Raw genomic sequence first — 16,680 nt, 5'->3', positions numbered from 1 at the left:
GAGGACCGGCGCGGCCGGCCGCGGTCGGTGGTGTGGCGGTGGCGGCGTGGCTGCTGACGAACACGAAAAAACTCAGTATTCACCTGGTTGGACGGGAATTTCCATGATCGAGTCGGCGAACGATATCGCTGTTGTCGGGATGTCGTGCCGTATGCCCGGAGCCCCCGATCTCCAGGCATTCTGGCGACTGCTGCGGGAAGGAGAGGACGCGATCGGCACCGCCGGGCCGGACCGTCCGGGAATCGACGAAATCGCGGGGTTCCTGGATACCGCGACCCGATACGACGCGGACTTCTTCGGCGTGCCCCCGAACGAGGCCCGCGATATCGATCCCCAGCAGCTGCTCGGTCTGGAACTGAGCTGGGAGGCGCTGGAGGACGCGGGTTTCGGCGCCCCGGCCGAGGTTGCCACCGGTGTGTTCCTCGGGAGTACCGGTACCGATTTCGCCGAAATCGTGGCCGCGCGGGGACGAGCCGCTATCAGCCGGCATTCGCTGTGGGCGGTGGGCCGGGGTGTGGCGGCCAACCGGATCTCGAATTACTACGGGTTCACCGGGCCGAGTCTTGTGGTCGACAGTGGGCAGTCCTCGTCGCTGGTGGCGGTGCATCTGGCCGCCGAAGCGATCCGCCGTGGTGACTGCGAGGTCGCGCTCGCCGGTGGCGTCAACCTGATCCTGTCGCCGCTCAGCGGGGAGCGCTACGAACAGTTCGGCGCCCATTCGCCGTCGGGGAAGTGCCGCACCTTCGATGCCGACGCCGACGGGACCGTCCGTGGTGAAGGCGGGGGCATCGTCGTGCTCGAGCCACTGCACCGGGCGGTGGCCGCCGGCCGCCGGGTCTACGCGGTGATCCGTGGAAGTTCGGTCAACAACGGCAACGATCGTCAGGTGCTGAGCGCACCCAGTCCGGCCACTCAGGCGGCGGTCATCCGGGACGCGCTCGCGGCCGCCGCGGTCGAACCGGAGTCGGTGGACTATGTGGAGCTACACGGAACCGGCACCCCCGCGGGCGATCCGGTGGAGGCGGCCGCGCTGGGCGATACCTATGGCGCCGGACGACCGGCCGGGCGGCCGCTGGCCGTCGGCTCGGTCAAGACCAATATCGGGCACCTGGAAGGTGCGGCCGGAATCGCCGGGTTCATCAAAACCGCACTGTGTGTGCGGTACGGCCGGCTGGTACCCAGCCTGAATTTCCACACGCCCAATTCCCGGATACCGCTCGATGAGCTGGGCCTGACCGTGGTGACCGACAACCGGCCCTGGCCGGCCGCCCCGGTGCGCCGCGCCGCTGTCTCGTCGTTCGGTATGGGCGGTACCAACGCGCACGTGATCCTGGAAGGAGCTCCCGCCGGGGCGACGGTCGCGGCAGGGACGGACCCCGGCGATCCGGATACCGCGCCCCGGCAGCCGCTGACCTGGGTACTGTCCGCGCGCAGTCCCGAGGCGCTGGGCGCGCAGGCCGCTCGGCTTCGGGACTGGCTCGGCGATCATCCCGACCTCGCAGCCGCGGCGGTGGCCTCCTCGCTGGCCCGGTCCCGCGCGCACCTGGAGTGGCGCGCGGCCGTGGTCGGCGGGGATATCGCCACCCTGGCCGACGGGCTGTCCGGGCTCATCGACCCGGCACCCGAAACCGGTCCGGGGGTGGTCGCACCGGAGCGTGCCGCGGCCCGTCGGGTGGTTTTCGTCTTTCCGGGTCAGGGTGGCCAATGGGCGGGAATGGGTGCCCGGTTACTGACCGCCGACCCCGTGTTCGCCGCGTCCGTGGCCGAATGCGAAGCGGCGCTGGCACCGTTCGTGGACTGGTCGTTGACCGAGGTGCTGCGGGCCGAACCGGGTGCCCCCGGACTGGACCGGGTGGACGTGGTGCAACCGGCCCTGTTCGCGGTCATGGTGTCACTGGCGCGATCGTGGCAGGCGCGGGGTGTCCGGCCGGCCGCGGTGCTCGGACATTCGCAGGGTGAGATCGCGGCCGCGGTGGTGGCCGGCGGCCTGTCGATGGCCGATGGTGCCCGGGTGGTGGCGTTGCGCTCCCAGGCGGTGGCCCAGGAGCTCGCCGGATCCGGCGGCATGGCCGCGGTGGGCCTGTCCGCGGATACTGTCGCCGATCGGCTGCGTGCGTTCGGCGGTCGAGTATCGGTGGCCGCCGAGAACGGTCCGGGGCAGACGGTCGTATCCGGCGATGCCGAGGCGATCGGGGAGTTCCTCGACCAGTGCGCGGCCGAGGGAGTCTGGGCGAAGCGGGTTCCGGTGGACTACGCCTCGCATTCGGCCGCGGTGGAACGGATCCGGGACCGATTACTGGCCGAACTGGAGCCGATCCGGCCCGCTTCGGGATCGATACCGTTCTTTTCGACCGTGACGGGCGATTACCTGGATACGGCCGGCCTGGATGCCGGGTACTGGTACCGCGGTCTGCGCCGGCAGGTCCGGTTCGCCGAATCGGTGCGCAGGTTGATCGATACCGGAATGAACGCGTTCGTCGAGGTCAGCCCGCATCCGGTGCTGAATGTGGCGATCGAACTGACCGCCGGGTCGCTGGGACTGTCCGAGCGGGTGGCCGTGCTCGGCACGCTCGAACGCGAACGTGGCGGTGCGGAGCAGTTCGGCGCCGCGCTGGCTCGGGCGCACTGCGTGGGCATCGATGTTCCGGCCGAGCTGCTCGCGCCACGTACCGTCCCCGTGGATCTGCCGACCTATGCCTTCCAACGGCGGCAGTGCTGGACCCCGGATGCGGCTGTCGGAGCAGGCGATGTACGCGCGTACGGGCTGGTCCATCCCGATCATCCGGTGCTCGGCGCCGCGATGCCCGTCGCGGATACCGGCGGTTGGCTGTTCGCCGGCCGGCTGACCACCCGTACCCATCCGTGGCTCGCCGACCATGTGCTCGCCGGTACGGCGGTGGTACCCGGCTCGGTCTGGGTCGATATCGCCCTGGCCGCCGGCGCCCGGGTCGGCGCCGAAACGGTGTCGGAATTGCGGATCCACCCACCGCTGCCCGCTGCCGAAGTCCTGGATTTGCAGGTCGGTGTGGCAGTAGCGGACGACCACGGGCAGCGGGCGTTCACCGTGCACGTGCGACCCGGCACCGAGGCCGCCGGTGACGAGGGCGGCGCGCCGATGTGGGTGCGGTGTGCGTCCGGCGTGCTCGCCTCCGCCGTGGACACGGCGGACTCCACCGGGGCGGCGATCGGTGACCGGCCCCCCGCGGCCGACCGGGTGTCCGCCGGGCAACTCTACGACCGGCTGTTCGCCCGCGGCATCGACTACGGCGTGGCGTTCCAGGGCGTCACCGCCGCCTGGGAACAGGACGGCGAGCACTTCGCCGAGGTTTCGCTCGACGAGAGCCTGACCGATGAGGCCGGCCGTTTCATGGTTCATCCGGCGCTCTTCGATGCCATGTTGCATCCCGCGCTGGACTCCTCCACCGCCGGATCCGACAGTCCGGCGATACCGATCGCGGTGTCGCTGCGCGGTATCCGCCTGTACGACCGTGGTGAGCCGGCCGCGCGCGTCCGGATCGGATGTGGCGAAGCGGGTGCCACGCGCCTCGCCGCGACCACCGAGAACGGCCGGCCCTTGCTCACCATCGAATCGGTGCTGATCGAGCCGGCGGGACCCGTACCCGAGACCGCCGCCGCGGTGGCCGACCGAACCAGCCCGGTACGTGAACGGCGGACCGTGGTGGCCGGGTCCTTCGCCGAGCGGCTCGGCGCCGTGGCCGGGCCGCAGCGGCAGGCGATGGTGCTCGCGGTGGTCACCGAGCAGGCGGCGGCAGTACTCGGTCACGATTCGGGCGACGCGATCGATCCCGACCTGCCGTTCACCGCCTCCGGCTTCAATTCCCTGAGCGGGATCGAATTGCGGCATCGGTTGGCTCGCGCCACCGGAGTCGACCTGCCGATGACACTGATCTTCGACCACCCGACACCGACCGCGGTCACCCGGCTGGTTCGTTCCCGGTTGGAAGGCCACGAGCGCGACGCACCGCGGGCGGCGCGACGCGACCGCACCGAGGAACCGATCGCCATTGTCGGAATCGGTTGCCGATTCCCGGGCGGCGTGCGGTCGGCCGATGACCTGTGGGACCTGGTCGCCGGTGGCGTCGACGCGGTCACCCCCTTTCCGGCGGATCGCGGCTGGGACCTGGACCGCCTCTTCGACGCCGATCCGGACAAGCCCGGCACTGTGTACACCCGGGAGGGCGGCTTCATCGAGGACGTGGCGGCTTTCGATGCGGCGTTCTTCGGCATCGCACCGCGTGAGGCGGCGGCGATGGATCCACAGCAGCGGTTGATTCTGGAAGTGTGCTGGGAGGCTCTCGAGAACGCGGGGATCGATCCGGCCACATTGCGCAACACCGACGCCGGTGTCTACATAGGCGCCGGTTCCTCCGGATACGCACCCGGCGTAACCGGTGAATACGAGGGATTCCGGCTGACCGGCAACTCGCACAGTGTGGTCTCCGGCCGGGTCGCCTACGTCCTGGGCCTGGAAGGTCCGGCCGTCACCGTCGACACCGCGTGTTCCTCGTCGCTGGTCGCGTTGCATCTGGCCTGTCAGGCATTGCGGCAGGGGGAGGTGTCGCTGGCCCTGACCGGTGGTGTCACCGTCGCGGCGAGCCCGGATCTGTTCGTCGACTTCTCCCGCCAGCGCGGACTGGCCGCCGACGGGCGGTGCAAGCCGTTTTCCGCTGCCGCCGATGGTGTCACCTGGGCCGAGGGCGCCGGGTTGCTGGTGGTCGAGCGATTGTCCGATGCGCGGCGGCTCGGTCATCCGGTGCTGGCGGTCGTGCGTGGCAGCGCGATCAACCAGGACGGCGCGAGCAATGGACTGAGCGCGCCGAACGGCCCTTCGCAGGAACGGGTGATCGCCGCGGCCTTGGCGAATGCCGGGCTGGACCCGGCCCAGGTGGACGCGGTCGAGGCGCACGGCACCGGTACGGCGCTGGGTGATCCGATCGAGGCCCAGGCTCTGATCGCCGCCTACGGATCCGGTCGTGCGCACCCGCTTCGGATCGGATCGCTGAAATCCAATATCGGGCACGCGGTGGCCGCGGCCGGTATCGGCGGCGTGATCAAGATGGTGGCGGCCCTGCGCCACGAGACCTTGCCCAAGTCCCTGTACGCCGATCCGCCGACACCACACGTGGATTGGTCGGCCGGTTCGGTTCGGTTGCTGGCCGAGTCCGAGCCGTGGCCGGCCGGTGTGGGTGTCCGGCGCGCGGGTGTGTCCTCGTTCGGGATCAGTGGCACCAATGCTCACGTGATCCTGGAGGAAGCACCCGCGTTGGCGGCGGATGCGCCCGCGAGCGCTGCGGTTGCAGACGGTGGCGCCGCGGGGGGCGTGCTGCCGTTGTTGTTGTCGGGTAGGTCGGAACCGGGTCTGCGCGGCCAGGCGGAGCGGTTGCGGCAGTGGCTGATCGAACATCCCGAACTGGATGTGGACAGTATCGGGTATTCGCTGATCGAGACCCGGGGGTGGCTCGAGCGCCGGGCGGTGGTGGTCGGCGCCGACCGGGACGAGTTGATCGCGGGGCTGGCGGCGCTGGCGTCCGGGACGGTGTCGCCGGCTGTCGTCGAGGGCGGTGCGCGGGCGGGGAGTACCGCGTTCCTCTTCACCGGTGGCGGGGCCCAGCGAGTGGGCATGGGGGCGGGTCTGTACCAGGCATTCCCGGTGTTCGCGTCGGCGCTGGACGAGGTGTGCGGGGAGTTGGACCGGCAGCTGGGCGGGTCGTTGCGGGCGGTGATGTTCACCGATCCCGACGGGTTGCTCGACCAGATGGAATGGATGCAGCCGGCGTTGTTCGCGTTCGAGGTGGCGCTGTTCCGGTTGCTGGAATCGTTCGGTGTGGTGCCGGATGTGGTGGCCGGGCATTCGCTGGGTGAGCTCGCCGCGGCGTACGTGGCCGGGGTGTGGTCGTTGCCGGACGCGTGTGCGCTGGTGGCCGCGCGCGGCCGATTGATGGGCGCGGCGCCGTCGGGTGGTGCCATGCTGGCGGCGGCGGTGTCGGAGGCCGAGGCCGCGCAGTTGCTGGACGGTTACGGCGAGCGGGTGTCGGTCGGTACGATCAACGGCCCGAATTCGGTGGTGTTCTCCGGATACGCCGACGCTGTCGCCGAGATCCAGGCGCGGTTGACCGAGGCGGGGCGCAAGAATTCGTTGCTGCGGATCTCGCACGCGTCGCATTCGGTGCTGATGGAGCCGATCCTGGACGAGTACCGGGCGGTGGCGCGGGGTTTGACGTATCGATCGCCGTCGATCCCGATCGTGTCGAATGTCTCCGGTGCGCTGATCGGTGAGCGGCTGTGCGATCCGGAGTACTGGGTTTCGCATGTACGCAGCTGTGTGCGGTTCGCACCCGGGGTGGATTCGTTGATCGACTCCGGGGTGCGCCGGTTCGTCGAGGTCGGACCGGATGCCGCGCTGACCGCGATGATCCGTGAGTGCTTGGCCGAGCGCCCGGAGCTGGAGACCAGGTCGGTGGTGGTGGCGTCGTCGCGGCGCTCGGTCGATGAGGCGGCGGCGTTCGTGGCGGCGCTGGGGGCGGTGCGGGTCGCGGGGGCGGAGGTGGATTGGGGTCCGCTGTTCGCCGGTCGTGCGGTGGGCCGGGTGCCATTGCCGACGTATGCGTTCGATCGTCAGCGGTACTGGCTGGAACCGGGGCCGTCGGTGGATGTGTGGCAGTCGGGTCTGGATGATCCGGGCCACCCGTTGCTGGGCGCGATGGTGCAGGTTCCCGATTCCGGCGAGGTGGTTTTCACCGGGCGGTTGTCCCGGTCGGGGCAGTCGTGGGTGGTCGATCACGCGGTGGCTGGTGTGGCCCTGTTGCCAGGGGCGGCGTTCGCCGAGCTGGTGCTGCACATCGGCGCGGTGATCGGATGCCCGCGGGTGGCCGAACTGGTGATCGAGGCGCCGTTGCCGTTACCGGCCGCCGATACCGTCGAGTTCCGGGCGGTGGTGGTGGGGAAACCGGACGAGTCCGGAGCCCGGCGTGTCTCGGTCCATTCACGTACGCGGCCGGCCGACGACTCGGGTCGTACAGGTTCCGGCGGTTACGAACACACGCCGGTCTGGGTGCGTCACGTGGTGGCCACACTCGTGCGCCAATCCGCCGGCCGGGCAACGGACCCGGCTCTGGGGGTGTGGCCGCCGGTCGGCGCTTCGCTGCTGGACATCGGCGATGCCTACCGGGATCTGGCCGCGCGGGGCTACGAGTACGGGCCGGTCTTCCGTGGTCTGCGGGCCGCGTGGCGGCGCGGCGACGAGGTGTTCGCGGAGGTGGAGCTACCGGCCGGTGCCGGCGGCGACGAATTCGACCTGCACCCGGCCCTGTTGGACGCCGCGCTGCACGTGATCCTGGTGACCGGGCTGTTGCCCGATACCTGGTCCGGACAGGTCGCTGTTCCGTTCGCCTGGGAGGATGTCGAGCTGTACGCGACCGGTGCGACCGAGGTGCGGGTCCGGGTCGTGGCCACCGATCCGGGTTCGGGCCGGTTCGCGGTGACCCTCACCGATGCAACCGGTGCGACCGTTGCCGAAGTGGGCGCCCTGACGATGCGGCCCATATCCACGGATGCGCTGTCGGCCACCCGGCGACGAACCGATGTGGGTTATCGGGTCGATTGGGTCGCGCTCCCCGAGGACGACGGCGCGTCCGGCGACTCCGGTACCTGGAGTCCGGCCGAGATCGGTGAAACCGTGACCATCGCCGGCCGGACCGTTTCGGTGCTGCGGCTCGACGACGAGACCGGTGGCGACGTTCCCCGGGATGTGCGCCACACCGTCACCGCGCTGACCGAGCGGATCCAGCGGCTGCTGAGCCACGACGATCCGGTAGTGGTGGTGACCTGCCGGGCGGTGGCGGTGCACCCGGGCGAGCCGGTCGATATCACGCAGGCCCCGGTGTGGGGCACGGTGCGGGTCGCGCAGTCCGAGCGCCCGGACCGGATCGTCGTCCTCGATATCGACGATCGGTCGCTATACCGCCGCGCGGTGGCACTGGCGGTGGCCAGGAGCACCGAACCGCAGCTGGCACTACGCCGCGGGACCTGGTACGCGCCCCGGCTGAGTGCCGGCGTCGGCGATATCGTGGGTGCCGCGGATCTCGTCCGGACCCAGGGTTGGGCGATGACGCACCTGCAAAAGGGCACCTTGGCCGGCGACAATATCGTGCTCGCCGAGGCACCGGCGCAGCCGGCCCTGGCGCCCGGTCAGGTGCGGGTGGCGCTGCGCGCCGTCGGGGTGAATTTCCGGGATGCGCTGATCGCGCTGGGCATGGTGGCGAATCCGGTTGCCGGATCACGACCGATCAGCGCGACCTTCTGTGTGGAAGGCGCGGGCGTCGTGCTCGAGACGGCCCCCGATGTGACCGAATTCGCGCCCGGCGACAGGGTTTTCGGGTTCACCTCCGGTGCCGGTTCGGTATCGGTGACCGACCGTCGGCTGCTCGCCCCCATCCCGGAGGGCTGGTCCTTCGTGCAGGCCGCCGCTGTTCCGGTTGTCTATGCGACGGCCTACTACGGTTTGGTCGATCTCGCGGGCGCCGAGCAGGGCGAAACACTGCTCCTGCATGCCGCCACCGGTGGTGTCGGTCTGGCCGCCGTCCAGCTGGCCCGGCACCTCGGATTGCGGCTGCTGGTGACCGCCGGTGAGTCGAAGTGGGGCGTGCTGCGCGACCTCGGCTTCGCCGACCACGAGATCGCGGATTCGCGGACGCTGGATTTCGAGCGGAAGTTCCTCGAAGTCACCGACGGGCGCGGTGCGGACATCGTTCTGGACTCGCTGGCCGGTGAGTTCGTGGACGCGTCCCTGCGATTGCTGCCCCGCGGTGGCCGGTTCATCGAGATGGGGCTCCTCGATGAACGCGACCCGGTTCAGGTCGCGGCGCAATACCCGGGAGTGGAATACCGCTCGTTCGTGCTCCTGGATGTGCACCCGGATCGGTTGCGGGAGATCCTGACCGCTGTCGTCGGCCTCTTCGAGTCGGGTGCCTTGACACCGTCGCAGATCACGGCCTGGGACATCCGGCGGGCGCCCGAGACTTTCCGGTACATGAGCCAGGCCAGGCATATCGGCAAGAATGTGCTCACCGTGCCCACTCCGTTGCGGCCGGACGGGACGGTGCTGATCACCGGCGGAACCGGTGGACTGGGTGCGGGCCTGGCGCGGCATCTGATCACCGAGTACGGCGTCCGCAGCCTTGTGCTGACCAGCCGGCGTGGGCCCGAGGCCCCCGGTGCCGGGGAATTGCGGGCCGAGCTGGCCGCCCTCGGCGCCCGGGTGGATATCGTCGCCTGCGACGCGGCGGACCGAGCGGCGCTGGACGCGGTGCTGGCCGCGATACCGGCCCGGCACCCGCTGACCGCGGTCGTGCACGCCGCCGGTGTGCTGGCCGACGGACTGCTCGACACCATGACCCCCGAGCGGATCGCCGAGGTGTTGCGGCCGAAGGTCGACGCGGCGTGGAACCTGCACGAGGCGACCGAGTCCATGGACCTGGCGGCCTTCGTGCTCTACTCCTCGATCGCCGGTGTGATCGGTAACCCGGGCCAGGCGAACTACGCGGCGGCCAACGTCTTCCTCGACGCGTTGGCCCAGCACCGGCAGACCATGGGCCTTGTGGCTACCTCGGTGGCGTGGGGACTGTGGGGGGACGGCACCGGTATGACCACCGGTCTGGGGTCGGCCGATATCGCCCGGCTGCGGCGCGACGGTTTTCCGCCCCTGGGTACCGAGGAGGGTCTGGCGCTTTTCGACGCGGCCCTGGCCGGTGGCCGGGCGGCCTTCGTCGGAGCCCGGATCGATCGGGCGGCGCTCGCCGAGTCCGGCTCGGCCGGCACCCGTTCGATCATGCGTGGGCTGTTGCGGCCGTCGCGCCGGCGGGCGGCGGCGGGCCCGGGTGAGTCGTCGACGCTGGCCGACCGGCTGGCCGTCCGGCCGGCCGGCGAGCGGGAACATCTCGTTCTGGAAGTGGTACGGACCCAGGCGGCGGCGGTGCTCGGACACGAGACCGCCGAATCCATCGACCCCGGTGTGCCGTTCAAGGATCTGGGGTTCGATTCGCTCAGTGTGATGGAGTTCCGCAATCAGCTGGTCAAGGCGACCGGTCTGGCGCTGCCCTCGACTCTGGTGTTCGACTATCCGACCGCTACGGCGATAACGGAGCTGCTGCTGTCCCGGATCGCGCCCGATACCTCGGGGGATGCCGGCGAGCCGGCCGCGCGGTCGAGCGCGAAGGCGGACCCGCGGCGCGTCGACGAACCGATCGCGATCGTCGGGATGAGCTGCCGGTTCCCGGGTGGCGTCTCGTCACCGGACGATCTCTGGGAGCTGGTCGCGGCCGGAATCGACGCGACGGGGGAGTTCCCCGCGGACCGTGGCTGGGATCTGGCACGGCTTTTCGATCCCGATCCGGACAGCCCGGGCACGACCTACACCCGGCGTGGGGGCTTCCTCACGGATGTGAGCGGGTTCGATGCGGAGTTCTTCGGGATCAGCCCCCGGGAGGCGTCGGCCATGGATCCGCAACAGCGATTGCTGCTCGAAGCGTCCTGGGCGGCGATCGAGAGTGCGGGTATCGACCCGACCACCCTGCGCGGCAGTGACACCGGAGTGTTCATGGGCGTGTGTGATTCCGGGTACGCCGAGCGGATACCCGAAGAACTGGAGGGCTACCGGCTCACCGGCACCGCGCACAGTGTGGTCTCCGGACGGGTGTCCTATGTCCTGGGCCTGGAAGGGCCCGCGGTCAGTGTGGACACCGCGTGTTCGTCGTCGCTGGTCGCGCTGCATCAGGCCTGCCGCGCGCTGCGCGATGGGGACACCTCGCTGGCTCTGGCCGGTGGGGTGACCGTCGCCGCGACCCCCTGGCTGTACATCAATTTCGCGCGGCAGCGCGGGCTGTCCCCGGACGGGCGGTGCAAAGCGTTCTCCGCCGACGCCGACGGTGTCGCTTTCGGCGAAGGCGTCGGTGTGCTGGTACTGGAACGATTGTCCGACGCGCTCCGGCTCGGTCACGACGTGCTGGCGGTGGTACGCGGAACCGCGGTGAACCAGGACGGTGCGAGCAACGGGCTGACCGCTCCGAACGGTCCGTCCCAGGAACGCGTGATCGCGGCCGCGCTGGCCGACGCCGGACTCGAACCCGCCGATGTGGACGCGGTCGAGGCGCACGGAACCGGTACCACGCTGGGAGATCCGATCGAGGCGAACGCGCTGATCTCGGCCTATGGCCAGGATCGCGAGCATCCGGTGCGCATCGGCACGGTCAAGTCGAATATCGGGCATACGGTGGCCGCCGCCGGCGTCGTCGGGGTCGTCAAGATGGTGCAGGCGCTGCGGCACGAAATGTTGCCCAGGACCCTGCACGCCGAAGAGCCGAGTCCGCACGTGGAATGGTCGGACGGCAATGTGGCGCTGCTGACCGAGGCCGTGCCCTGGCCGGCCGATGGCCGGATCCGGCGCGCCGGAGTGTCCTCGTTCGGTATCAGCGGTACCAACGCGCACGCCATCCTGGAGGAGGCGCCGCGAGTCCGGACCCGTGCGGCCGAGCCGGCCGACCCACCGCGCACGGCAGTGCCGTTCCTGGTGTCGGCGAACTCGGAGCCGGGTTTGCGGGCTCAGGCGCAGCGATTGCGGCAATGGCTCATCGAACACCCCGACCTCGATCTCCGGGACGCGGCCCGGGCCCTGGAGACCACCCGGGCCCGACTCGATCGGCGCGGCGCGGTGGTCGCCGCCGATCGCGACGAACTGCTGGCCGGTCTGACCGAGATGGCGGCCGGAGCGCCCGGCACGATCACGGCGACGGCCGGCACCGGCGCGACAGCGCTGCTGTTCACCGGACAGGGTGCTCAGCGCACCGGCATGGGCGCGGGACTGTACGCGGCCTTCGATGTATTCGCGGCCGCCTTCGACGAGGTCTGCTCGCATATCGATCCGTTGCTGGGCCGCTCACTCGAAGACATCGTGTTCGATCCCGGCAATGCCGATCTGCTCGACCGGACCGAGTTCACCCAGCCGGCGCTGTTCGCCTTCGAGGTGGCGGCCTTCCGGCTGCTGGAATCGTTCGGCGTGGTGCCCGATGTGCTGATCGGGCATTCGATCGGCGAGCTCGCGGCGGCGTACGTGGCCGGTGTCTGGTCGCTGCCGGACGCCTGCGCGCTGGTGGTGGCCCGGGGCAGATCGATGGGCGCGCTGCCCGCCGGCGGCGCGATGCTGGCGGCGGCTGTCACCGAGGACGTCGCCGTGAAGGCTGTCGCCGACTTCGCCGACCGGGTGTCGGTGGCGGCCGTCAACGGCCCGTCGTCGGTGGTGCTGTCGGGCGATCTCGACGCCATCGTCGAGATCGAGGCCGAGCTGACCCGGGCGGGTGTGAAGACCAACCGGTTGCGGGTGAGTCACGCGTTCCACTCCCCACGAATGGATCCCGTGCTGGACGAGTTCCGGCGGGTGGCCCAAGGGGTGACCTATCACCGGCCCACCCTGCCCATCGTGTCCAATGTCTCCGGCTCGGTAGCGGGCGCCGAGCTGACCGATCCGGACTATTGGGTCGATCAGCTGCGTGGCTGTGTGCGGTTCGCGCCGGGAGTGGAAACGGCGACCGCGCTCGGCGTGCGGCGATTCGTCGAGAACGGGCCGGACGCGGTACTGAGCGTGATGGCACGGCAGTGCCTGGCCGCAACACCCGATATCGAGGATCGCTCGATATTCGTGGCGGCGGCGCGGCGTTCGGCGGACGAGCCGACACAGTTGCTGTCGGCGCTGGCGTGGGCTCATGTCGCCGGTGTCGCGGTGGATTGGCGGCCGCTGTTCGCGGGCCGCCCGGGGAGCCCGGTGTCCTTGCCGGCCTATGTGTTCCAGCACCAGCGCTATTGGCCGGCGCCGATCACCGTCTCCGATGTCCGGCAGCCGGATATGGACCGGGCCGGCCATCCGCTGTTGAGTGCGATGGTGCGGCTGCCGGATTCCGATGGGGCCGTGTTCACCGGGCGGTTGACCGCGGACGGTCATCCGTGGCCGGCCGACCACGCGGTCGCCGGGACGACGCTGCTTCCGGGCGCGGCGTTCGTCGACCTGGTCCTGCACATCGGGACGACGATGGACTGCCCACGGCTGGCGGAATTGGTGGTCGAGTCGCCGTTGCCGCTGGCCGGTGAGACGGCGGTCGAGTTGCGGGCGGTCACGAGCGGCCCGGACGAGTCCGGGGCGCGGGCGGTGTCGGTGTACTCGCGCCCCGGCGGCGGCGGTCCCGGCTCCGGCGCGGACGGTGATGACCGGTCCGGCCGATGGATTCGGCATGTGTCGGCGACGGTCGTGCCGGAGCCGCAGGTCGCGGACACCGCTGACGATGACACCGAGCCGATGAGCTGGCCGCCGCGGGGGGCGGCGGCCGTCGATACGAATGACGTGTACGCGGACCTCGCCGCACGCGGCTACGAATACGGTCCCGCGTTCCGTGGCCTGCGGGCGTTGTGGCGTGGCGCGGGTGAGGTGTTCGCCGAAGTGAGCCTGCCGGAAGCCGCCGGCCCGGCCGATGAGTTCGGCATACATCCGGCGCTGCTGGATGCCGCGTTGCACGCGGTGGTCGTGGGTGGGCTGGTCCCCGCCGCGGACGCGGACACAGTGGCCGTGCCGTTCTCCTGGGAGGACGTCGTCCTCGACGCGGCGGGTGCCTCGTCGGTGCGGGTGCGTGCGGTGGCGAAAACTTCCTCCGGCCAGGTGACGGTATGGCTGGCGGACACCTCGGGTGTTCCGGTGGCCCGGATCGGGACGTTGACACTGCGTCCTATCTCCGTCGGCGCGCTCGAGCCGGCCGGCCGGCACCTGCCGGGGGCGGGCTACGAAGTGGACTGGATACGCCTGCCCGAGTCCGGCGCCGAGCATGCCGAGGAGCCCGCCGCCGCCGACACCGTGTCCGACGCCGGTGATATCGGTGAGATCGTCACCGGCGCCGGCCGGACCGCGGCGGTGATCCGGGTGGATCAGCGGATGATCTCCGGTGATCTACCGGAAGCGGTCCACGATGTGGTGATCGGCGTCTCCGCCGAGATCATGCGCCTGCTGGACCGGGATATCCCGATCGTGGTGGTGACCTGCCGAGCGGTCGCGGTGCATCCGGGCGAGCCGGTGGATCTCTCGTCGTCGGCGGTATGGGGCCTGGTGCGCTCGGTGCAGAGCGAGTATCCGGATCGGCTGCTGCTGCTCGATATCGACGACTGGACCGATTACCGGAACAGTATCGCGCGGGTGTTGTCAGTGCGCCAGGAGCCGCAGCTGGCGATCCGCCGGGGTGCGGTCCACGCGCCACGGCTGCGCCGGGCCGGCGACGAGCCGGCCGTGGACATGGCCGGCGCGCAATCCTCGTGGTCGCTGAGACTGCGCGGGAGGGGCACTTTGACCGGGGACAACTTCGCGTTCGCCGAGAACTCCGACGCGCTGGAGCCATTGGCTGCGGGCCGGGTTCGGGTGAGTATGCGCCTGGTCGGTCTCAACTTCCGCGATGTGCTGATCGCACTCGGCACCTATCCGGACCCGGACGCCGCTATCGGCGGTGAAGGCGCCGGCGTGGTACTCGAGGTCGCCGCGGACGTCACCGAATTCGCGCCCGGTGACCGCGTGTTCGGATTCTTCACCGGCGTGGGGTCGGTCACCGTGACCGATCGGCGCCTACTCGCCCGGATACCGCGTGGCTGGTCGTTCGCCCGAGCGGCCTCGGTACCGATCGCGTACACCACCGCGTACTACGCGCTGGTGGATCTGGCCGCGGCCGTGCCGGGCGAGACATTGCTGCTGCACGCGGCGACCGGTGGGGTCGGGATGGCGGCGATCCAGGTCGCCCGGCATCTCGGTCTGCGGTCGCTGGTCACGGCCAGTAGGCCGAAGTGGGGTGTGCTGCGGGACCTCGGATTCCCCGAGGACCTGATCGGGGATTCGCGGACCCTGGACTTCGAACAGAAGTTCCTGCAGGTCACCGACGGCCGTGGTGTGGACATCGTGCTGGATTCGCTGGCCGGCGAGTTCGTGGACGCGTCGTTGCGGCTGCTGCCGCGAGGCGGCCGGTTCATCGAGATGGGCATGATCGACCGCCGTGATCCGGCGGAGGTGGCGGCCGGTCATCCGGGCGTCCGGTACCGGGACTTCATGCTGCTGGATGCCGACCCCGGCCGGTTACAGGAGATCCTGGCGACCTTGGTGGCGCTCTTCGAGGCCGGAACGCTGCGGCCGTCTCCGATCACCGCCTGGGATGTGCGCCACGGCCCCGAGGCCTTCCGGTACCTGAGCCAGGCCCAGCACATCGGTAAGAACGTGCTCACCGTGCCTACTCGGATGCGTCCCGACGGGACCGTCCTCATCACCGGCGGCACCGGTGCACTGGGGGCGGTGCTGGCCCGGCACCTGGTCCGGACCTACGGTGTGCGGCGGTTGGTGCTGGCCGGTCGCCGCGGGCCGGCTGCGCCCGGTGCGGTCGAACTCCGGGACGAACTGATCGCCGCCGGCGCGGAAGTCGAGGTGGTGGCCTGTGATGCCGCCGATCGAGCGGCGGTGGACGCGGTGCTGGCGAGTATCCCCCCGGATCGTCCACTCACCGCTGTCGTGCACGCCGCGGGTGTGCTGGCCGATGGGGTATTCGAGCGGCTGACCGAGGAACAGATCCGCACGGTGCTGGCGGCCAAGGTGGATGCCGCGTGGAATCTGCACGAGGCCACCGCGGATCTCGATCTCGCGGTATTCGTGATGTTCTCGTCGATCGCCGGTGTCATCGGCAGTCCGGGACAGGCCAACTACGCCGCCGCGAATGTCTTCCTGGACAGCCTGGCACACCACCGCCGGATCAGCGGCCTACCCGCCACCTCGCTGGCGTGGGGTCCGTGGCGGCAGGGCGGTGGTATGACCAGTGCGCTGTCGGAGACCGATCTGGCACGCCTGCGCCGAGAGGGGCTGCTACCACTGGAGGATCCGGAGGGTATGGCGTTGTTCGACGCCGCGCTCGCGGCCGGACGGACCGTTTCCGTGGCGGCGCGACTGGATCGAGCAGCGTTGGCCGAGCTGCCGCAGGGCGAACTACGGGCGGTGATGCGTGGTCTGACCCGTCCGGCCCGGCGGCGGGCGGCGGGGCCGGTGGACGAGTCGCCGACCGGACTGTCCGGGCAGCTGGCCGGCCGTTCGCCGGCCGAGCAGGAACAGCTGCTGCTGGAGGTGATCCGGGCGCAGGCAGCAGCCGTACTGGGCTATCACAGCGCGGCGGAGATCGGTGTGGACAAACAGTTCAGCGATATCGGTTTCGACTCGCTGGGAATCATGGAGTTCCGCAACCGGCTCAAGGCGGCCGCCGGTGTGCAGCTCGTCGCGACCGCCATGTTCGACTACCCCACCCCGGTGGCCTTGGCGGGGTTCCTCCGCCGGGAAATCGCACCCGGCGACGACCCGATGCCGGTGATCACGATGGAGTTCGATTCCTTGGCGCGCCACTGCGCCGAGGCGGAACTCTCACCGGCGCAACGATCGGAGATCGCGAGCCGGCTGGCTGTGTTGCAACGGCAACTGGAAGGCAATGACCGGGGCGCGGCCGATCTGGCCGAAAACGCCGAAAAGCTCGACGATGCGGATGACCGCGAGCTTTTCGATTTCATCGACAACCTCAGCTGAACTGGCACGATCAGGAGCCCACCGATGGCCGACAA

1 protein-coding gene is annotated in these 16,680 nt (G+C 70.2%); it reads left to right on the top strand.

The genetic code is table 11. The features are described 5' to 3' along the window. Positions 1 to 103: 103 nt before the first annotated feature. Positions 104 to 16,645 (top strand): type I polyketide synthase, encoded by a 16,542-nt coding sequence (locus NS4_RS32955; protein WP_063059951.1) that lies wholly within the window; start codon positions 104 to 106, stop codon positions 16,643 to 16,645. The last annotated feature ends 35 nt before the right edge of the window (positions 16,646 to 16,680 follow it).

This window comes from Nocardia sienata NBRC 100364, from assembly GCF_001613205.1.
Classification (GTDB): Bacteria; Actinomycetota; Actinomycetes; order Mycobacteriales; family Mycobacteriaceae; genus Nocardia; species Nocardia sienata.
The sequence above is the reverse complement of the archived record's forward strand: the minus strand, read 5'-3'. Positions and strand labels throughout refer to the sequence as shown.

Bases quoted from the DNA above. Each gene is read 5' to 3' on its own strand.
- NS4_RS32955 (WP_063059951.1), top strand. From the start codon at position 104: ATGATCGAGTCGGCGAACGATATCGCTGTTGTCGGGATGTCGTGCCGT.